Consider the following 19,440-nt stretch of genomic DNA (forward strand, 5'->3'; position numbering starts at 1 on the left):
GGCGCGGGCGTCAGCCCCCCTTCAGCCGCCGGATCGCGTCGGCGAGCGGCCGCTCGGCGTCGAAGTAGTCGGCCCAGGCCTTGGTCTTCGCCAGCGCGGCGGGCGCGGTGCGGATCGTCCAGGCCTTGGGGTCGAGGCCCTTCTTCACCTGGGTCCAGGTCAGCGGGAAGCTCACCGGGGCCAGCGGCCGCGCCCGCGGCGACAGCGGCGCCACCGCCGTCGCCATGCGGTCGTTGCGCAGGTAGTCCAGGAAGATCCGTCCCTTGCGCCTGGCCTTCGACATGTTGACCACGTAGCGGTCCGGCGCGTCGGCGGCGATGGCGAGGCAGATGTCCTGGGCGAAGGCCTTGGCGATCTTCCAGTCGGTCTTGCCCTTCCCGTCGGCCAGCGGCGTGACCACGTGCAGCCCCTTGCCGCCCGTCGTCTTGCAGAAGGCGGCGAGGCCCACCGCCTCCAGGCGCTCGCGGACCTCCCTGGCGGCCTCGATGACCCGCTCGAACGGGATGTCCTCGTCGGGGTCCAGGTCGAAGACCAGGCGGCCGGGGACCTCGGGCTGGAAGGGCTGGCAGTTCCAGGGATGGAACTCCGTGGCCGCGATCTGCGCCAGCGCGATGAGGGCTTCCAGCCGGTCGGCCTGGAGGTAGGGCTTGTGGTCGCCGAAGACCTGCACCTCCGAGATCAGCGCCGACGAGCCCTTGCCGGCGTGGCGCTGGAAGAACCGCTCGGCGCCGATGCCGTCGGGCGTTCGGACGATCGAGCAGGGCCGGCCCTTGAGGTGCGGCATCATCCAGGGCCCCACGGCTTCGAGGTAGCGGGCGAGGTCCAGCTTGGTGACGGGCCGGCCCTTGCCGTCGTCGGGCCACAGGGCCTTGTCGGGGCTGGAGATCGTCACGCCCAGCACGACGTTTCCGGCCGCCGCGGACGTCTTGCGCGGCGCGGGCGTCGCGAGCTCGGCCTCGGCGACGGGCTCGGGCGGCTCGGCCTCCACCTCGCGGGCGGGCTTGTCCTCGCGCAGACCCTTGAAGGCGCCTTGCCGGACGTTGCCGTCCGCGGTGAAGCCGGCGAACTCGATCTCGGCCACCAGGTCCGGCTTCGCCCAGTTGATGTCGCCCGCCTTGCGCGGCGCGCCCGGGCCCGAGAACGGGCTGCGGTCGGCGGCCACCGCCTCCAGCCTGGGTAGCACCCGGGCGACCTTGTCCCGCCCGAAGCCCGTGCCCACCCGGCCGACGTAGACCAGCTTGTCGCCGCGATGGACGCCCACCAGCAGCGAGCGCAGCTGGCCGGGCTCGCCGGTCCAGCCCCCGATCACCACCTCGTGCCCCGCCCGGCATTTCGACTTCTGCCACGCGCCGGTGCGGTCCGAGCGATAGGGCGCGTCGAGCTTCTTCGAGACGATGCCCTCCAGCGACATGCGGCACGCCGACTGCAGCACCGCATCGCCCGCCGTCTCGAAGTGATCGACGTAGCGGATGCGCCTGGCCGGCGTCCGGCCCGCAGCCGCAAGCGTCGCGGCGAGGCGCGCCTTGCGTTCGCTCAAGGGCCGCTCGCGCAGGTCCTCCCCGTCGAGGAACAGGGCGTCGAAGGCGAAGAAGATCAGGTCCTGCGTCTTGCCGTCCGAGAGCGCGGCCTGCAGGGCGGGGAAGTCCGGCGAGCCGTTGTGGTCCAGCGCGCAGGCCTCGCCGTCGTAGATCCCGTCGGGCAGGCCCGCCGCGTCGGCGGCGATCTCGCGGAACTTGGCGGTCCAGTCGAGCCCCTTGCGGGTCTTCAGCGTGGCCCGGCCCGCTTCCACGCGAAGCTGCAGGCGGTAGCCGTCGAACTTGATCTCGTGCGCCCAGCCCGCGCCCTGCGGGGGCCGCGCCGCCGGCGTCGCGAGCTGAGGCGGCACGAAGCCCGGCAGGGCGGCGGCGCGGCGGCCCGGCGTCGCTTTCGCCTTGGCCGCCTTCGCCTTAGGCGCCTTCGCGGGAGCTGTCTTCGCGGGCGCCGCTTCCGGCGGCGTGTCGTCGGCGCGGTTCGATCGCCAGACGTCCTTGCCCGAGGCGCGGCCCTTGCCGGTCATGAAGCGGCTCGGCCCCTTGCCCTTGCCTTCGGCGATGGCCTCCATCGGGCGGCCCGAGGCCACCGAGTCGGTCTCCGCCTCCACCAGGGCTTCCCCGTGCGCGTCCACCGACCAGCCGTCGTGGTGCTTGATGAGCAGCCAGTTGTCGCGGGTCTCGCGCTCGCGGCGCTTCATGCGCACCAGCACCCACGAGCCCTTCATCCGCTCGCCGTCCAGCGTGAACTTCAGGTCGCCCTTCCTGAGCCCGGCCCGCGGGTCGCCCTCCGGGGTCCAGTAGCCGCGATCCCACAGCATCACCGTGCCGCCGCCGTACTCGCCCTTGGGGATCGTGCCCTCGAAGTCGCCGTAGTCCAGCGGATGGTCCTCGGTCTGCACCGCCAGCCGACGATCGGCCGGGTTCAGCGACGGACCCTTGGTCACCGCCCACGACAGGAAGACGCCGTCCAGCTCCAGCCGGAAGTCGTAGTGCAGCCGTGTCGCCGCATGCTTCTGCACGACGAACCGCAGCCGCTTCGAGGCCGTGGTGCGGTCGGCGCTCGCCGGCTCTGAGGTCTTGGAGAAGTCCCGCATGGACCGATAGCGGGCCAGCTTGTCGGCCATCACACGGCCAGCCCCTGGCGGGTCGCGCCCTCGTCGGCCAGGGCGGCGACGAAGCTGTCGCGCCACGCGGTGACGTCCTCGCGGACCACGTTCTCGTACAGCGCCTGCCAGCGCCGGACGCGCTCGGCCTTCTCCATGCTCAGCGCCCGCTTCAGCGCGTCGGCGATGTCCTCGGGACTGTTGGGGTTCACCAGCAGCGCCTCCTCCATCTGGCGCGCGGCGCCGGCGAAGCGCGAAAGCACCAGGACGCCGGGGTCCTCGGGATCCTGCGCCGCCACGTACTCCTTCGCGACCAGGTTCATGCCGTCGCGGAGCGGCGTCACCAGCCCCACGCGCGCCGCGCCGTAGATGCCGGCCAGCTCGTCGCGGCGGTAGTTTCGGTTCACCCACCGGAACGGCGCCCAGTCCACGTCGGCGAACTCGCCGTTGATGCGGCCCGACAGCGCGTCCAGCCGGCCGCGGATCTCCTGATACGCCTCCACCGACTCGCGGCTGGGGGGCGCGATCTGCAGCATGAGCACCTCCCGGCGCAGGTCGGGGTTCTGCTGCAGGAACGTCTCGAACCCGAGGAACCGCTCCTCCAGGCCCTTGGAATAGTCGAGCCGGTCCACGCCGACGATCAGGTGGCGGAACACGGTGCAGGCCGTCATCAGGTCGCGCATCCGCCGCGCCCGCCCGCTTTTCATCATCCGGGCGAAGTCGTCGACGTCGATGCCGATCGGGAAGCTCCCGGTCTCGACCGTGCGGCCGAAGGCGCGCAGCCGGCCGGGCGGCAGGGTCACCCCGTCGGCCTCGTTCAGCACGTACTCCTCGAACGCCTGCTGGTACTCGGCCGTGTGGAATCCGATGAGGTCGTAGTCGAACATCGACTCCACCAGCTGGCGGTGTCGGGGCAGGTTGATCATCACCTGGTGCGCCGGCCACGGCACGTGCAGGAAGAAGCCGATCCGGTTCTTCACCCCCAGCCTGCGCAGCTCCCGCGCCAGCGGGATCAGGTGGTAGTCGTGAATCCAGATCAGGTCGTTCGGCTGGATCAGCGGGCGCAGGGTCTCGGCGAACCGCCGGTTCACCCGCCGGTAGCCCTCGCCGAACGCGCGGTGGAAGGCGGCCAGGTCGGTGCGGTAGTGGAACAGCGGCCACAGCGTCTTGTTGGCGTAGCCGTTGTAGTACTCGTCGAGATCGATCTCCTCGAGATCGACGGTGGCCGTCGTGACGCCGCGCTGCTCGACGACGTTGAGCTCGCCCGTGAACTCGGGCGTCGTCTGGCCCGACCAGCCGAACCATACGCCCGAGTACTGCTTCAGCGCCGCCGCCAGGGCCATGGCCAGGCCGCCGACGCTCTCCTCGCCCTGGGCCGCGGGCGGGTTCACGCGGTTCGACACCACCACGAGGCGTTGCGGGGCCGTCATCGCGCCGACTCCAGCCAGGCCAGGACGTCCTCGACGTTGCGAAGCCCGAACAGCGCGTGGGTCTCGCGCGGCCGGCCGACCAGGACGCCGAAGCCGCCCTGGCGGGCCACCTCGGCAAAGCCGTGCTCGTCGGTGGCGTCGTCGCCGGCGAACACCGGAACCGACCCGGCGAACGGCGCCTGCCGCATGAAGTCGCGGATGGCGTCACCCTTCGACGGACCGGGCGTGCGCAGTTCTTCCACCATGTCGCCCTCCTGCAGCGTCAGTCCTGTTTCGGCCGCGAGGCGCCGCGCGAGCAGGCGCGACTCCGCGGCGCGGGCGCGCGCCAGCCGGAAGTGCAGCGCGACGCTGGCGCCCTTCTCCTCGACCATCAGGCCGGGATCGCGCCCGGCGAAGGCGCGCAACGCCTGCGCCGCTGGCGCCAGGCCCGGATGGGGCTCGACCCGGCGCACCTCGCCGTCGGCGTCGCGGCGCACGAGGCCGTGGACGGCCGACACGCACGGGATGCTGCCGTCGAGGATGCGGTCGATGTCCTCGAGCGTGCGGCCGCTCACCACGGCGAGCCGCCCCTCGAGCGCCCGTCCCAGCCGCACCAGCAGGCGCGTCCGGCGCAGGTCCGGCCTCACGTCCTGCGGCCGGGGCGCGATGGGCGCCAGGGTGCCGTCGAGATCCAGGAACAGCGAAACCTCCGACAGCCGCAGGGGCTTCGGGGCGGGTGGCGTCACGACTGCGACTTCAAACGACATCACGCTCCAGACCGACCTGCCCAAAACGCCGCGCGGGCGGTTTTGATCCTGGGGCGGGCCGCGCCCGGGGGCCGCAGGCTTGACCCGTCGGCCCGGCCGCGCTCTCTCCGGGGCATGCCCGACACGCCTCAGTCCGACGCGATCGTCCTCTTCGGCGCCACCGGCGACCTGTCGCGGCGGATGCTGCTGCCGTCGCTCTTCTTCCTCGACGTGGACGGCTTCCTGCCGCCCGGCGTCCGCATCGTCGGGACGGCGCGCGGCGAGCTCACCCGCGAGGCCTTCGTGGAGACGGTGCGGCGCGTGCTGGACGAGCGCGCCGAGGAGATCGACGAAGCGGCCTGGACGCGCTTCGCCGCGCGGCTGGACTACGTGGGCGCCGACGCCACGACCCCGGAGGGCGCCGCGCTCCTGAAGCCGGCGCTCGAGGGCGCCGAGCGGCCCCTGTTCTTCCTGGCCATCTCCCCCAGCCTCTATGGGCGCGTCTGCGAGGCGCTGCACACGGCGGGCGTCGCCGGCGAGGGCTCGCGCATCGTGCTCGAGAAGCCCATCGGCCGGGACCTCGGCACGTCGCGGGAGATCAACGCCGCGCTGTCGGACATCTTCGACGAGAGCCAGATCTTCCGGATCGACCACTACCTGGGCAAGGAGACGGTCCAGAACCTGATCGCCCTGCGCTTCGCCAACACCCTGTTCGAGCCGCTCTGGAACTCCCTTTCCATCGACCACGTGCAGATCACCGTGGCCGAAACCGAGGGGGTCGGCGCGCGCTGGCCCTACTACGACGAGTACGGCGCCCTGCGCGACATGCTGCAGAACCACATGCTGCAGCTCCTCTGCCTCGTGGCCATGGAGCCGCCGGCCGACATGGAGCCGGACTCGGTGCGCAACGAGAAGGTGAAGGTGCTCCGCAGCCTGCGACCGTTCACCCGCGCCGACGCCGCCGACAAGTCCGTGCGGGGCCAGTACGGCGCGGGCGTGGTGGCGGGCCGCGAAGCCGCGGCCTACGAGGCCGAGCGCGGCCAGAAGAGCGGCGTCGAGACGTTCGTGGCGCTGCGGGTCGACATCGACAACTGGCGCTGGGCTGGCGTCCCCTTCTTCCTGCGCACCGGCAAGCGCATGCCCGAGAAGCGCACCCAGATCGTCGTGCAGTTCAAGCCGGTGCCGCACTCCATCTTCGGCCAGGCCTCGACGCACGACCTCGTGGCCAACCGCCTCGTGATCGACCTCCAGCCGGACGAGGACATCAACCTCACCCTGATGAACAAGGCGCCGGGGCTCACCAAGGGCGGGATGCGGCTGCAGTCGATGCCGCTCTCGCTTTCGCTCCTGCGCACCTACGAAGGGCCGGGCGCGCGGCGGCGCATCGCCTACGAGCGCCTGCTCCTGGACGTCATCCACGGCGACGCCACCCTGTTCGTCCGCCGCGACGAGGTGGAGGCGGCCTGGGCCTGGGTCGACGGCGTCGCCGACGCCTGGGCCGAGGCGGGCCTGCAGCCCAGGCCCTACGCCGCGGGCAGCTGGGGTCCCCCCGGGGCCTTCGCCCTCATCGAGCGCTTCGGCCGCGACTGGCGCGACTGATCCCGGGCGGCTCCACCGCCGCTCCGCGGCCGGAGAGGGCCGAGGCGCCTTGTCCTATCGGATGCTCTGCCAGCTCTTGGAGAGCAGGTTGGCGCAGTTGATCAGGCCGACCAGCGAATAGGTCTGGGGGTAGTTGCCCCACAGCTCCTGGCCATCCAGGGCCATGTCCTCGGACAGCAGGCCCGCCGCCGTCCGCCGCTCCAGCATCTCCTCGAAGAGCTTGCGCGCCTCCTCGGTGCGGCCCGACAGGTGCAGGGCCTCGATCAGCCAGAAGGTGCAGAAGTTGAAGGCGGTCTTCGGCAGCCCGAAGTCGTCGGGAATGGCGTACCGCAGCATGTACGGCCCGCGGCGCAGGCCGCGCTCGACGGCCGCCATGGTGGCCTGCATGCGCGGATCGTCAGCCGGCAGGAACCGCACGTCCACCAGCTGCAGCAGGCTCGCGTCCAGCTCGTCCCCGTCGAAGGTGGCGGCGAAGCGGCCTTCCTGCGCGTTCCAGGCGCGGGTCTCGATGGTGCTGCGGATGTCGGCCGCCCGCGCGTTCCAGTAGGCCGCCCGCTCGGCGAGGCCCAGGCGCGCGGCGGCGTTGCCCAGGCGGTCGCAGGCGGCCCAGCACATCACAGACGAATAGGTGTGCACCGCCTCGCGCCCGCGGAACTCCCACAGGCTGGCGTCCGGCTCGTCGTGCAGCTCGAAGGCGCGCTCGCCGATGGGCTCCAGGGCGCGGAAGTCGTCCACCGTCGCCGGGCGCAGCAGCCGCTCGTCGAAGAAGGCCTGCACCGTCGAGAGCACGATCTGGCCGTAGACGTCGTGCTGCAGGTGCTCGTGCGCCTGGTTGCCCACCCGCACCGGACCGATGCCGCGATAGCCGGGCAGGTGCGGCGCGATCCATTCGGTCAGCACGGGCTCTAGCCCGACGCCGTAGACCGGCTGCACGTGGCCCGCCTTGCCGGAGGCCGCCGTCGGCAGGTCGAGGCCGGGGAGCTCGCGCTGCTCCGGGCGGATCGCCGACGGCTTCATGTCGCCGCGGTTCGCCTGGTCCACCAGGTTGCGCAGGTAGCCGAGGTAGTTCTCCAGCATGTCGGCCGCGCCCAGCCGGTTCAGCGCCTGGACCACGTAGTAGGCGTCCCGCAGCCAGCAGTAGCGGTAGTCCCAGTTGCGGCCGCCGCCGTCGTCGGCCTCGTGCTCGGGGATCGAGGTGGTGAGCGCCGCCACGATCGCCCCGGTCTCCTCGTAGGCGCAGAGCTTGAGCGTGATCGCGGCGCGGATCACCGCCTCCTGCCATTCCAGCGGCACCGTCAGCGTCCGCACCCAGCCGCGCCAGTAGTCCGTCGTCTCGCGCAGCATCCTCTGGGTGGTGGTGGAGACGTCGGCCTCCAGGCCCTCGTCGGGTCCGAGGAAGAAGCCGATCGGCTCCTCGAGGCGGAAGGCCCGCTCGGCCGCGACGTGGCTCACCGGGGCGTCGGTGGTCAGCCGCAGCGTCACCGCCTCGCCCACGTAGCGGATGTGGTTCGAGCCGACGGTCTCGTAGCACCGCCGCTCGCCGTATTTCATCACCGGGCGCAGCCGCATGCGGATCCGCGGGGCGCCGCTCAGGGGCCGCACCATGCGGACGAACGCCAGCGGCCTGTATTGCCGGCCGTGGTGCCGATAGCGGGGGCAGAAGTCGAGGATCTCCACCGCCGCGCCGTCGGCGTTGCGGATCTCGGTGCGCAGGATGGGCGTGTTGCGCAGGTAGGCCTGCCGGGTCTCCACCGCGCCTTCCACCTCGAGGATCCAGACGCCGTCCGCCTCGCCCGGCTCGGCCCCGGACAGCAGGGCCGAGAACATCGGGTCGCCGTCGACGCGCGGGACGCAGGCCCACACGTAGCGGCCCGCCCGGTCGATCAGCGCGCTGGCGGCGCAGTTGCCGATCGGAAACAGGTCGAGGGATTGGTCCAGATGCCCGTCCTCCGGTTCGGCGCAAGCGAGAACGGCCGCGCCCCGCCGGCCGGCCGCCGATGGCGAAACGCCGCGCGCGAACCTTGGCTCCCGGCGACGGCGCCGCAGGCGCAAGCCGATCGAACCACGGAATGCGCGGAAGCACGCGGAAGGGCCCGGCGGCGGGCGCCTCCAGCTTGTTCCGTGTCGTTTCGCGTATTCCGTGGTTAGCCATTGAAAATGGCTCGCGCGGCCGCGTTGCGCGTTATGAGCGGATCCATGATCGAAACCTTCCCGAGCGCCCCGGTCCTGGCCGACGCCGCCGCGCAGGCGGTCGCCGCCGCGCTGGCCGGGGCGGTGACGGCGCGCGGCCGCGCGTCCCTCGTGGCCACCGGCGGCCGCTCGCCCGGGCCGGTCTACGACCGCCTGGCCGGCGCGCCGCTGGACTGGACCCGGATCGCGGTGACCCTGTCCGACGAACGCTGCGCGCCGCCCGACGATCCCGTGTCCAACGCCCGGCTGGTGCGCGAGCGCCTTCTCGTCGGGCCTGCGGCGCGGGCGAGGTTCCTGCCCCTCTGGCCCGCGCCGGAGCCGGCCGCGGTGGCGGTCCTCACGCCCTTCGACGCGGTCATGCTGGGGATGGGCGAGGACGGCCACGTGGCCTCGCTGATCCCGGGCGATCCCGGCCTGGAGGACGCCCTGACCACGGCGGACCTGTTGAGGCCCGTGCCGGCCGGCCTGGGCCGGCCGCCGGTCGCGCGCATCACGCTCACGCTATCGGCCCTGCTACACGCTCGGGCCATCTTCCTTCTGGTCGCGGGAGAGACTAAGCGCGGGGTCGTCGAGCGGGCGCTCGCCGGCGACGACCTGCCTGTGGGCCGACTCCTCGCGCGCGCGAAGGCGCCGGTTCGCATCTTCTGGACCCCCGACGGAGGTTGAACGCCCATGGCTCCGCTGAACCCCGTCACGGCCGAGGTCACGCAGCGCATCGTCGAGCGCAGCCGCGAGAGCCGCGCCGACTACCTGGCCCGGATGGCCGCGGCCCGTGAGGCCGGCCCCGGACGCGGCAAGCTCTCCTGCGCCAACTGGGCCCACGCCTTCGCCGCCCAGCCCGACGACGACAAGCAGCGCCTGCGCAATCCCGCCGCGCCCAACGTGGCCATCGTCTCGGCCTACAACGACATGCTCTCGGCGCATCAGCCCTACGAGCGCTTCCCCGACATCATCCGCCAGGCGGCGCGCGAGGCCGGCGCCACGGCGCAGTACGCGGGCGGCGTCCCGGCCATGTGCGACGGCGTCACCCAGGGGCGGCCCGGCATGGAGCTGTCGCTGTTCTCGCGCGACGTGATCGCCATGGCGACGGCCGTGGCGCTGACCCACGACGCCTTCGACGCGGCCCTGATGTTGGGCATCTGCGACAAGATCGTGCCCGGCCTCTTCATCGGCGCGGCCTCGTTCGGGCACCTGCCCGTGATCTTCGTGCCCGGCGGCCCGATGACCAGCGGAATCTCCAACGCCGAGAAGGCCCGCGTCCGCGGCCTCTACGCCGAGGGCAAGGCCACGCGCGACGAGCTGCTGACGTCGGAGATGAAGAGCTACCACGGCCCCGGCACCTGCACCTTCTACGGCACCGCCAACTCCAACCAGATGATGATGGAGATGACCGGCCTGCACCTGCCGGGCGCGGCCTTCGTCACGCCGAACACGCCGCTCCGCGACGCGCTGACCGCCGCCGCGCCCCGCCGCGCGGTCGAGATCCGCGACGGCGCGAACGACTACACCCCGTTCTCGGCGGTGGTCGACGAGAAGAGCCTCGTGAACGCCGTCGCCGGGCTGCTCGCCACCGGGGGCTCGACGAACCACACCCTGCACATCCTGGCGATGGCGCGGGCCGCGGGCGTCCAGATCACCTGGGAGGACTTCAACGACCTGTCGCGCGTCACCCCGCTGATCGCGCGCGTCTATCCGAACGGCAGCGAGGACGTGAACGCCTTCCACGCCGCGGGCGGCATGAGCTTCGTGACCCGCCAGCTGCTCGACGCCGGCCTCGCCCACGAGGACGTCATGACCGTGGCCGGCCGGGGCCTGCGCCGCTACCAGCAGGAGCCGTTCCTCGACGGCGGCCGCCTCGTCTGGCGCGAGGGTCCCCCGGCCAGCCTCGACCGCGACATCCTGCGGCCGGCCGACGATCCGTTCCAGCGCGAGGGCGGGCTGCGCATCGTGACCGGCGCGCTCGGCCGCGGGGTGATCAAGACCTCGGCCGTGAAGCCCGAGCACCGGACGGTCGAGGCGCCGGCCATCGTCTTCGACGACCAGGACGCGCTGCTCGCCGCGCACCGCCGGGGCGAGCTCGAGCGCGACTTCGTGGCCGTCGTCCGGTTCCAGGGACCGCAGGCCAATGGCATGCCAGAGCTGCACTCGCTGACGCCGGTCCTGGGCGTGCTGCAGGACAAGGGTTTCAAGGTGGCGCTGGTCACCGACGGGCGGATGAGCGGCGCCAGCGGCAAGGTGCCGGCCGCCATCCACGTCACGCCCGAAGCCGCGGCGGGCGGGCCGCTCGCGCGCGTGCGCACGGGCGATGTCATCCGCCTCGACGCCGAGGCCGGGGTGCTCGACATCCGCCTCGATCCCCGCGAGCTGATGGGCCGCGAGGCGGGGCCAGCGCCGCCGTCCGCGCCGGGCTACGGGCGCGAGCTGTTCGGCTGGATGCGCCGCGCGGCGGGTCCGGCTGACACCGGCGCCTGCGCGCTGTTCGAGGCGGCGGCGTCATGAAGCCCCAGTATGTGGGCATCGTGGGCGATGTGGGCGGGACGAACGCGCGCTTCGCCGTGGTCGACGCCCAGGGCCACGTCCGCAACCCGCGCAGCTTCGCCAACAAGGACTACGCCAGCCTCGCCGACATCATGGCCGAGTACATCGAGACGACCGTCGGCCGGAAACGGCCCCCGCGGGCGGTGATCGCGGTCGCCGGGCCGGTCCTGCACGGCGAGATCGAATTCACCAACCTCGACTGGGTGGTCTCGGAGGGCGACCTGCTCGCGCAGTTCGAGTTCGAGGCGGTCCGGCTGATCAACGACTTCGCCGCCCAGGCCATCGCCTGCCCGCTGCTCGAGGGGCCCGACCTGCGCGTCCTCGGCCCGAACCTGGCGAAGGGTCCCGTGGACTGTCCGATGGTGGCGCTGGGCGCCGGCACGGGCTTCGGCGTCGCGGCCCTGGCCCGCAGCGCCCGCGGCGACGTGGCGCTGGCCACCGAGGGCGGGCACGCCGCCTTCGCGCCGACCGACGAGGTCGAGGTGGAGGTCTGGAAGCGGCTCGACGCCCGGTACGGCCGGGTCTCGATCGAACGCCTGCTGTCAGGCCAGGGTCTCTACGACCTCTACTGCGTCCTGGCCGAGCTCGCCGGCAAGGCGCCCGAGCTGGCGGACGAGGCCATGGTCACCCGCGAGGGCCTGGTCGGCGATCCGCTGGCGTCGGCGGCCCTGGACCGGTTCGTGGGCATCATGGGCGCGGTGGCGGGCGACCTGGCCCTGACCTTCGGCGCCCGGGGCGGGGTCTTCGTCTCCGGCGGCATCGCCCCGCGCATCGCCGAGCGCCTGGCCGGCGGCGGCTTCCGCGCGCGCTTCGAGGACAAGGGGCGCCTCTCCGACTACGTGCAGACCGTGCCCACCTACCTGGTGCTGCATCCCTATCCCGCGATCCTGGGCGCCGCCCGCCAGCTGGAGCTGCTCGAGCGTCTCTGAGGCCCTCAGCAGGCGGGGGCGGGGCTCACGCGGCGGATGTTGACGCTCTCGTCCACCGACGAGGCGCCGGCGCGCTCCACGCGGCGCTGCGCCAGGGTGATCACGCGCCCGTCGCGGCTGGAGACCACGGCGTCGGTGGTGAAGTCCTGGCGCACCCCGGTCGAGCCGCCCACCGCCGCGCGCGTCACCCGCACCGTGCAGCCGGCCTTCAGCACGCGCACGTCCGACAGCGCCCGGCCCGGGGGGCTTCGGCGGAAGTCGGTCACCACCTTGGAGCCCAGCGGCGTCGGGCCTACCGGCTCCATGATCGCCATCAGCCGCACGTCGCCCAGCACCATGTCCTGCGCGGCGTAGAGCGGCTCCTGGGCGAAGCGCTGATGGTAGATGTTGCGGATGGTGTCGAGCCGCGGCAGGGCCGCGTCCACCCCCGCCAGCACGCGCGTCTTGAACGCCTCCCAGTTGTCCAGCCCCGCCAGCGTCCCGTCGTGCCGCAGGCGGAACTCGAGCGGGACCCCGATCAGCGCCTTCAGCGCCGTCTCCATCGAAGGCCCGGACGAATCCGTCAGCGACGCCTCGCGCAGGGTGTAGCGCAGCTTCAGCCCGTCGGGCGTGACGCCCAGGACCTCGACGTCGAAGGCCTGGCTGTTGGTCTGGCTGGCGTCGCCGTCGGCGTTGCGCTCGGCGTACCTGGCCTCGCTGCGGAAGCGGTAGAGGTCGCCCACCGCGTCCGCCCGCGTGCGCACCGTCACCGACTCGGCCGCCTCCTGCGCGCCGGCCGACCACGGCAGGGCGAGAACCAGGGCCGCGGCGACGAACGCTTGCCTCATCGCCCGACGAAGTTCCCGACCCGGCGCTCGGCCACCGAGCGCACGCCCTCGGCGTAGTCGGCGGTGTCGCGCAGCCAGCCCTGTTCGGCGGCCTCCTTGTCGGTCTGGGCGCGCACCGCCGCGGCCAGGTCGCCGCGCATGGTCTTGCGCGTGGCGACGATGGCCAGCGGCGCGTTCTCGGCGATCTCCTTCGCCAGGCGCAGCGCCGCGCTCCGCAGCTCTTCCAGGGGGACCACCTCGTCCACGAGGCCCCAGGCCAGTCCGTCCTCGGCCTTCACGCGGCGGCCGGTCAGGCACATCAACTCGGCCTTCGAATGCCCCACCAGCCGCGGCAGGGTGTGGGTCAGCCCGAAGCCCGGGTGGAAGCCCAGCTTCACGAAGTTGGCCGCGAATCGCGCGTCGGGCGAGGCGACGCGGAAGTCGGCCATCACCGCCAGGCCCAGGCCCGCGCCCACCGCCGCGCCCTGCACGGCGGCCACGATCGGCTTCTTCGCCGAGAACAGCCGCACCGCCTGGTCGTACAGGGGGTTCACCGCGCCCAGCCCGCCCTGGTCCTCGCGCCGCACCAGGTCGGCCCCGGCGCAGAAGTTCTTGCCCTCAGCCTGCAGCACCGTGCAGCGCAGCGCCGTCTCGCCGTCGATGGCGTCCAGCGCGTCGGCCAGGTCGCGCATCAGCTCGACCGAGACGTGGTTGTGCGGGGGCTTGTCGATGGTCACCACGGCGACGTTGCCGTCCACCGCCACCGACACGTGCTCGCCGAATTGCGTCTGCATCTGGTCCCCTGTCCCTATTTCCGCGTGCCCAGGAGGTTCCGGGCCACGACCCACTTATGCACCTCGCTGGGCCCGTCGTAGATGCGCATCGTGCGCAGCTTGGCCTGCATGAGCTGCAGCGGCAGCTCCTTGGTCATGCCCATGGCGCCGAACGCCTGCATGGCGCGGTCCACGGTCTCGTACGCCATCTCGGTGGCGAACCACTTGATCATGCTGATCTCGGACCGCACGTCGCGGCCGTTGTCCAGCTTCCACGCGCAGTCGTAGGTCATCAGCCGGGCGGCATGGATCTTGGTCGCCGCCTCGGCCACCCAGAACTGGATCGCCTGGCGCTCCGAGAGCGGCACGCCGAACGTCTTCCGCTGCGGGACGTACTCGATGACCATGTCCAGCGCCCGCTGGGCCATGCCGACCGACCACGCCGCCATCTGGATCCGGCGGGTGCCCAGCCGCACCTGCATCGGCGCGAAGCCGGCGCCCTCCTGGCCCAGCAGCTTCCAGCCCTCGACCCGGCAGTCCTCCAGGGCGATCTCGTAGCTGTACTGCCCGCCCAGCATGGGGATGCGGCGCAGGATGTTGAAGCCGGGCGTGCCCTTGTCGACCAGGAACGCGCTCATCCCGCCCCGGGCGCCCTTCTCCCTGTCGGTCACCGCCATCAGGATGGTGAAGTCGGACTCCGCCGCCCGCGTGATCCAGATCTTCCGGCCGTTGATCACCCAGTCGTCGCCGTCGCGCCGGGCGAAGGTGGTCATGCCCGCGGGGTCGGACCCCGCGCCCGGCTCGGAGATGCCGATGGCCGAGCTCAGCTTGCCGGCGACGTAGGGCGCCAGGTACGCCTCGCGCTGGCGGTCGTTCACCGTCGCCATCAGCATCCGCAGGTTCGGGCTGTCCGGCGGCAGGGTGTAGGGCGTCACGCAGCGCCCGATCTCCTCCTCCACGCCCACCATCGCCGTCATCGGCAGGTCCGAGCCGCCCACGTCCTCAGGCGCGTCCAGGCCGAACAGGCCCAGCTCGTGCGCCTTCCTGTCCAGGCGGGCGTGGTCCTCGGGCGACAGCTTCAGGCCCTGGCCTTCGGCTTCGCGCTGCATGACGCCGGCTTCCAGCGGCATCAGCTCGTCCTTCACGAACCGGGCCACCAGGTCCTTGAGCATGCGGTGCTCTTCCGAGAGCTCGAAGTCCACTGGCTTCCCCCAACGTCACTGCTGTTGTAGCCCGCATCATAACGGTCGAAGCCGCAGTGGGGAGGCGTAACGTGACGGAACCCAGCCGAATGGGCGCGAAGCCGACCGGCCCGCTGTCCGGCGTCCGCATCCTCGATCTCACCAGCGTGGTGAACGGCGCCTACGGGACCCAGATCCTCGCCGACCAGGGCGCCGACGTGATCAAGCTGGAAGACCCCGGCTCGGGCCGCGGCGACGGCGGCGACATCATGCGGTGGGCGGGCCACTTGCCGGAAGGCGCGCCCAAGGGCCTCGGCCCCATCTTCCTCACCATCAACCGCAACAAGCGCTCGATCCTGCTCGACCTGAAGACCGAGCGCGGGAAGAAGGCCCTCCACCGGCTCATCGCCTCGTGCGACGTGCTCACCTCCTCGATCCGCTACGAGGGCATGAAACGCCTGGGCCTCGCCTACGAGGACGTCTGCGCGATCAAGCCGGACATCGTCTTCGTCCATGCCGCCGGCTACGGCTCGGACGGCCCCTATGCGGGCGAGCCGGCCTACGACGACCTGATCCAGTCGGCCAGCGGCCTCGCCGACGTCCTGCCGCGCACCGACGGCAACCCTGTCCCGCGCATCCTGCCCACCCTGGTGGCCGACAAGGTCTCGGGCCTCTTCTTCGCCCAGGCGGTCACCGCCGCGCTCTTCCACCGCCAGCGCACCGGCGAGGGCCAGTTCGTGGAGGTGCCGATGTTCGAGTGCGTCACCAGCTTCCTGCTGGTCGAGCACCTCTACGACCACACCTTCCAGCCGCCCACGGGCCAGTGGGGCTACCAGCGGGTCATCAACCCCAACCGCAAGCCGTTCAGGACCAAGGACGGCTACATCGGCCTCCTGCCCTACACCGACCGGCAGTGGGACCAGTTCTTCGACGCCGCCGGCTTCGGCGAGCAGGTCAAGAACGATCCCCGCTTCGCCGACTACGCCACCCGCGCGAAGCACACCCGCGAGCTCTACGGCCTGATCGAGCAGGCCGCCGCCACCAAGACCACCCAGGAGTGGCTGGATATCCTGAAGCCGCTGTCGATCCCGGTGGTGAAGACCAACACCCTCGAGGACCTGGACGCCGACCCGCACCTCGCGGCCGTCGGCTTCTTCCAGGAGCACCACCATCCGGACCTCGGCGCCTACCGCCTCATGAAGCCCCCGGTGAAGTTCTCCAGGTCCCCCAGCAACATCCGCCGCCACCCTCCCAAGCTGGGCGAACACACCGACGAGATCCTGGCGGAGTTCGGCGTGGGGGCGGGCGAAGACGCCACCGCAAGCCAGGGCGACGCATGAAGGCCTACCGCCTCGAGAGCTTCGGCGACATCGACGCCCTGCGGCTGCACGAAGAACCGGATCCCCGGCCGCAGCGCGGGGAGGTGCTGGTGCGCATCCGCGCCGTCGCTCTGAACTATCGCGACCTCGCCATCGTGCGCGGGCGCTATCCTCGCAAGGCCGTCCCCGGCCTCATCCCGGTCAGCGACGCCGCCGGGGAGATCGTCGCCGTCGGCGAGCAGGTCACGGCCTTCAAGGTCGGCGACCGGGTCGTGGGCGCGTTCCACCCGCGATGGTTCGGCGGCGAGATGCCGGCGACGATCCAGGCCGACAGCTACGGCGCCGAGAGCGACGGCTGGCTCTGCGAGCTGAAGGCGGTGAGTCAGGAGGCGGTCGTCGCCCTGCCGGACTCGCTCACCTACGAGGAGGGCTGCACCCTCCCATGCGCGGGCCTCACCGCCTGGACCGCGCTCGCCGGCCCGACGCCGGTCCGGGCCGGCCACACCGTCCTGGTCCAGGGCAGCGGCGGCGTGTCGATCTTCGCCCTGCAGCTGGCGCGCGCCCTGGGGGCGACCGTGATCGCCACCACCTCGGCCGACAGCAAGGCCGAGCGACTGCGGGCCCTGGGCGCGACCCACATCGTCAACTACCGCCAGGACGCGGACTGGGGGCGCCGCGTCCGCGCCCTGACCGGAGGCCGCGGCGTGGATCGGGTCGTGGAGGTCGGGGGTCCCGGGACGATCGCCCAATCCCTCAAGGCCGTCGCGGTCGGCGGCGAGATCGCCTCGATCGGTTTCCTCAGCACCGAGAACCCCGGCATCGACTTCTTCCAGCTCAAGCTCAGCGGCGCCAGCTTCCGCAACATCACGGTCGGCGACCGCTCGGGCCTGCTGGAGCTCATTCGGGCCGCCGTCGGCGTGGGCCTGAAGCCTGTCATCGATCGGACGTTCGCGTTCGAAGACGCCCGCGGCGCCCTCAGCTACCTCGAGAGCGGCCAGCATCTCGGGAAAGTCGTCGTCTCCGGACCACGCTAAGTCCCGCCTGCGCCTCCGCGGGGCGACAACGCCCCTAGGCCGCCAGCGCCTGTTCGGCGGCGATCACGCGGCTGGCGGCGTTGACCACGGCGGCGATGCGCAGCGCCGCCTGGATCTGCTGGGCCGGCACGCCGTGCTTCTTCAACTCGGCCTCGTGGGCGTCCAGGCACATGCCGCAGCCGTTCACGGCCGAGACGGCCGTGGACCATAGCTCGAAGTCCGCCTTCTCGACCCCCGGATTGGCCAGCACGTTCATGCGCAGCCGGGCCGGCAGCGTGCGGTATTCGCCGTTCGAGAGCAGGTGCAGCGAGCGGTAGTAGACATTGTTCATGCCCATGATCGCCGCGGCGGCCTTGGCGGCGGTCCTGGCCTCGGCCGAGAGCCCGGCGGCGTCGGCGGCCGCTTCCACCGCCTGGATCACGGCGGGCTGGCCGATGGCGTGGGCCGAGGCGACGAACGCCCCCCACTTCTGCTGATCGTTGAGCGTGGTCTCGGAGGCGAGGCTGCCGAGGTTCAGGCTGATGTCCTTGGCGTACGCGGGCAGCGCGTCGCGCAGGGTGTCGAGCGACATGGTCGTCTCCGGAATGTCGGGAAAGACCCCGAGGCGCTCGGGGGAGGTGAGCGCCTCGGGGCAGTCGCCGTGGCCGCGGGTGTGTGCGTTCGCGGCCTCGGGTAGGGGAAGTCGGTCGCCTACGCGGCCTTGAGCGTCTCGCCGCCAACCGAGCGGTTGCACGGGCAGAGCTCGTCGGTCTGCAGGGCGTCCAGCACGCGGAGCGTATCCTGCGGATTGCGGCCCACATTGAGATTCGTCACGTAGACGTGCTGAACCACGTTGTCCGGGTCGACGATGAAGGTGGCGCGCTGGGCGACGCCCTCGTCTTCGTTCAGCACGCCCAGGTCACGGGCGAAGCGGCCGCCGTTGTCGGCGAAGTTCCAGATGGCGAGTTCCCGCAGGTCCGGGTGCTCGCGCCGCCAGCCGAGCTTGGAGTGCTCGTTGTCGGTGGAGCCGCCGATCACCACCGCGTCACGGTCGGCGAACTCGCGGTTGAGGCGGGCGAACTCGGCGATCTCGGTCGGGCAGACGAAGGTGAAGTCCTTCGGGTAGAAGAAGATCACCTTCCACTTCCCGGGGAAGCTCTCCTTGGTGAGGGTCTCGAAGGCGCTCTCGCCGTTCTCCTCGTGGCGCATGAACTTGGGCTTCACACCCACGACCTTGAAGTCCGGCAGCGTCTGACCAATACCCAGCATGAGAGACAACTCCTTGAGTTTCTTGGCGAAACGCGGGTGCGCCGTCGCGTCGGAACGGGAGATAGGGTGTCGGGGTCCACTATTCCAATTGATAGTTTTTGGGATTTGAATAGGGTGGCTCTATGTTACCGACGATCCGCCAGCTGCAGTACCTGAAACTGCTCGCCGAGCACGGGGCGTTCGGGAAGGCGGCCGAGGCCGCCCACGTCACCCAGCCCACCCTGTCGGCCGGCATCCAGGAGCTGGAGCGCACCCTGGGCGCGCCCGTGGTCGACCGCGCCCGCACGGGGGTGATCCTGACGCCGGTCGGCGAAGAGGCGCTGCGCCGCGCCACGGTGATCCTCAACGAGGCCGAGGAACTGGTCGAGTCCGCCAAGAACGCGGGCCAGCCGCTGACCGGCCGCTTCCGCCTGGGCGTCATCCCGACCATCGCGCCGTTCCTGCTGCCGGGCGCGCTGCCCCTGCTGAAGCAGCGCTTCCCCCGCCTGCGCCTGTTCCTGCGCGAGGACCTGACGCAGCGCCTGATCGCCGAGCTGAAGGCCGGCCGGCTGGACGCGGCCCTCATCGCGCTGCCCTACGACATGGCTGGACTGGAGTGGGCGCACGTGGCCGACGACGAGCTCCTGGCCGCCATGCCGGCCGACCATCCGCTGGCGCGGGCGCAGTCGGCGACGCCCGAGGCCCTGGAGCGCGAGAACCTGATCCTGCTCGAGGACGGCCACTGCCTGCGCGAGCATGCCCTGTCCGCCTGCAAGCTCTCGCCGCCGCGCGCCGGGATCGGCGAGGAGCCGTTCGCCGCCACCTCGCTGCCCACCCTGGTGCAGATGGTGGGCTCGGGGCTGGGGGTGACCTTCCTGCCCGAGATGGCCGTGGAGGCGGGCCTCACCCGGGCCGCCAACGTGGCGGTCAAGCCGATCGCGGCCGAGCATGCCGTGCGCGAGATCGTGGTCGCCTGGCGCGCCGGGTCGAACCGCCGCGCCGAGGGCCGCCTCCTCGCCGACGTCCTGCGCGACGTCTGAACCGCCGCCGCGCG

16 protein-coding genes are annotated in these 19,440 nt (G+C 71.8%); 7 read left to right on the forward strand and 9 right to left on the reverse strand.

Translation table 11 applies throughout. The annotated features are described in order from the left end of the window. Positions 1-10 precede the first annotated feature (10 nt). The 3 genes from ligD to otsB are packed head-to-tail and all read right to left on the reverse strand — an operon-like array spanning position 11 to position 4,790. Positions 11-2,656, reverse strand: coding sequence for a DNA ligase D (ligD, locus tag JNK30_RS15405; protein WP_293483459.1), 2,646 nt, complete (start codon positions 2,654-2,656; stop codon positions 11-13). Further along, positions 2,656-4,065 (reverse strand): trehalose-6-phosphate synthase, encoded by a 1,410-nt coding sequence (locus JNK30_RS15410; RefSeq protein WP_293483461.1) that lies wholly within the window; start codon positions 4,063-4,065, stop codon positions 2,656-2,658. The genes ligD and JNK30_RS15410 overlap by 1 nt, the downstream gene beginning before the upstream one ends. Then, on the reverse strand, positions 4,062-4,790 hold the full coding sequence (gene otsB, locus JNK30_RS15415) for a trehalose-phosphatase (protein WP_293483463.1): 729 nt from the start codon (positions 4,788-4,790) through the stop codon (positions 4,062-4,064). Before otsB ends, JNK30_RS15410 begins: the two co-directional genes overlap by 4 nt. A 135-nt stretch (positions 4,791-4,925) precedes the next feature. Here otsB and zwf point away from each other — a divergent pair, with 135 nt between their 5' ends. After that, positions 4,926-6,389, forward strand: a complete 1,464-nt coding sequence (gene zwf / locus JNK30_RS15420; RefSeq protein WP_293483465.1) for a glucose-6-phosphate dehydrogenase — start codon at positions 4,926-4,928, stop codon at positions 6,387-6,389. A gap of 54 nt (positions 6,390-6,443) precedes the next feature. Here zwf and JNK30_RS15425 read toward each other — a convergent pair whose 3' ends face one another. Further along, the gene (locus JNK30_RS15425; RefSeq protein ID WP_293483492.1) at positions 6,444-8,327 is read right to left on the reverse strand and encodes a glycoside hydrolase family 15 protein; all 1,884 of its coding nucleotides are present in this window, start codon (positions 8,325-8,327) and stop codon (positions 6,444-6,446) included. A gap of 258 nt (positions 8,328-8,585) precedes the next feature. On the opposite strand from JNK30_RS15425, the gene pgl reads away from it, so the two are divergent. The 3 genes from pgl to glk are packed head-to-tail and all read left to right on the forward strand — an operon-like array spanning position 8,586 to position 12,046. Continuing rightward, the gene (gene pgl, locus JNK30_RS15430) at positions 8,586-9,245 is read left to right on the forward strand and encodes a 6-phosphogluconolactonase (protein ID WP_293483467.1); all 660 of its coding nucleotides are present in this window, start codon (positions 8,586-8,588) and stop codon (positions 9,243-9,245) included. Positions 9,246-9,260: 15 nt separating this feature from the next. Further along, entirely contained in the window at positions 9,261-11,078 is a 1,818-nt protein-coding gene (gene edd, locus JNK30_RS15435) for a phosphogluconate dehydratase (protein WP_367118756.1), read from the forward strand. Continuing rightward, positions 11,075-12,046 (forward strand): glucokinase, encoded by a 972-nt coding sequence (gene glk, locus JNK30_RS15440; protein WP_293483471.1) that lies wholly within the window; start codon positions 11,075-11,077, stop codon positions 12,044-12,046. Before edd ends, glk begins: the two co-directional genes overlap by 4 nt. A gap of 5 nt (positions 12,047-12,051) precedes the next feature. Here glk and JNK30_RS15445 read toward each other — a convergent pair whose 3' ends face one another. The 3 genes from JNK30_RS15445 to JNK30_RS15455 are packed head-to-tail and all read right to left on the reverse strand — an operon-like array spanning position 12,052 to position 14,827. Next, a complete protein-coding gene (locus tag JNK30_RS15445; protein ID WP_293483473.1) occupies positions 12,052-12,873 on the reverse strand; it encodes a hypothetical protein in 822 nt (273 codons plus the stop codon). After that, positions 12,870-13,646, reverse strand: coding sequence for an enoyl-CoA hydratase/isomerase family protein (locus tag JNK30_RS15450; protein ID WP_293483475.1), 777 nt, complete (start codon positions 13,644-13,646; stop codon positions 12,870-12,872). The genes JNK30_RS15445 and JNK30_RS15450 overlap by 4 nt, the downstream gene beginning before the upstream one ends. 14 nt (positions 13,647-13,660) lie before the next feature. Continuing rightward, on the reverse strand, positions 13,661-14,827 hold the full coding sequence (locus tag JNK30_RS15455) for an acyl-CoA dehydrogenase family protein (protein ID WP_293483477.1): 1,167 nt from the start codon (positions 14,825-14,827) through the stop codon (positions 13,661-13,663). Between the two features lie 71 nt (positions 14,828-14,898). On the opposite strand from JNK30_RS15455, the gene JNK30_RS15460 reads away from it, so the two are divergent. Both JNK30_RS15460 and JNK30_RS15465 read left to right on the forward strand, forming a co-directional pair. Further along, on the forward strand, positions 14,899-16,146 hold the full coding sequence (locus JNK30_RS15460) for a CoA transferase (RefSeq protein WP_293483479.1): 1,248 nt from the start codon (positions 14,899-14,901) through the stop codon (positions 16,144-16,146). Further along, positions 16,143-17,159 (forward strand): NAD(P)-dependent alcohol dehydrogenase, encoded by a 1,017-nt coding sequence (locus tag JNK30_RS15465; RefSeq protein ID WP_293483481.1) that lies wholly within the window; start codon positions 16,143-16,145, stop codon positions 17,157-17,159. The genes JNK30_RS15460 and JNK30_RS15465 overlap by 4 nt, the downstream gene beginning before the upstream one ends. A 34-nt stretch (positions 17,160-17,193) precedes the next feature. Here the strand turns inward: JNK30_RS15465 and JNK30_RS15470 are convergent, their stop codons facing one another. Both JNK30_RS15470 and JNK30_RS15475 read right to left on the reverse strand, forming a co-directional pair. Beyond that, complete coding sequence (locus tag JNK30_RS15470; protein WP_293483483.1) at positions 17,194-17,730, reverse strand: carboxymuconolactone decarboxylase family protein; 537 nt, start codon at positions 17,728-17,730, stop codon at positions 17,194-17,196. A gap of 119 nt (positions 17,731-17,849) precedes the next feature. Beyond that, complete coding sequence (locus tag JNK30_RS15475; RefSeq protein WP_293483484.1) at positions 17,850-18,407, reverse strand: peroxiredoxin; 558 nt, start codon at positions 18,405-18,407, stop codon at positions 17,850-17,852. 122 nt (positions 18,408-18,529) lie between these two features. On the opposite strand from JNK30_RS15475, the gene JNK30_RS15480 reads away from it, so the two are divergent. Next, complete coding sequence (locus tag JNK30_RS15480) at positions 18,530-19,426, forward strand: hydrogen peroxide-inducible genes activator (RefSeq protein ID WP_293483486.1); 897 nt, start codon at positions 18,530-18,532, stop codon at positions 19,424-19,426. Positions 19,427-19,440: the final 14 nt, after the last annotated feature.

Origin of the sequence: Phenylobacterium sp., assembly GCF_016793225.1 — a bacterium.
GTDB lineage: Bacteria > Pseudomonadota > Alphaproteobacteria > Caulobacterales > Caulobacteraceae > Phenylobacterium.

Coding starts and splice junctions, on each gene's coding strand:
- ligD (WP_293483459.1), bottom strand. CDS start 2,656: ATGGCCGACAAGCTGGCCCGCTATCGGTCCATGCGGGACTTCTCCAAG.
- JNK30_RS15410 (WP_293483461.1), bottom strand. CDS start 4,065: ATGACGGCCCCGCAACGCCTCGTGGTGGTGTCGAACCGCGTGAACCCG.
- zwf (WP_293483465.1), top strand. CDS start 4,926: ATGCCCGACACGCCTCAGTCCGACGCGATCGTCCTCTTCGGCGCCACC.
- pgl (WP_293483467.1), top strand. CDS start 8,586: ATGATCGAAACCTTCCCGAGCGCCCCGGTCCTGGCCGACGCCGCCGCG.
- glk (WP_293483471.1), top strand. CDS start 11,075: ATGAAGCCCCAGTATGTGGGCATCGTGGGCGATGTGGGCGGGACGAAC.
- JNK30_RS15445 (WP_293483473.1), bottom strand. CDS start 12,873: ATGAGGCAAGCGTTCGTCGCCGCGGCCCTGGTTCTCGCCCTGCCGTGG.
- JNK30_RS15450 (WP_293483475.1), bottom strand. CDS start 13,646: ATGCAGACGCAATTCGGCGAGCACGTGTCGGTGGCGGTGGACGGCAAC.
- JNK30_RS15465 (WP_293483481.1), top strand. CDS start 16,143: ATGAAGGCCTACCGCCTCGAGAGCTTCGGCGACATCGACGCCCTGCGG.
- JNK30_RS15470 (WP_293483483.1), bottom strand. CDS start 17,730: ATGTCGCTCGACACCCTGCGCGACGCGCTGCCCGCGTACGCCAAGGAC.
- JNK30_RS15475 (WP_293483484.1), bottom strand. CDS start 18,407: ATGCTGGGTATTGGTCAGACGCTGCCGGACTTCAAGGTCGTGGGTGTG.
- JNK30_RS15480 (WP_293483486.1), top strand. CDS start 18,530: ATGTTACCGACGATCCGCCAGCTGCAGTACCTGAAACTGCTCGCCGAG.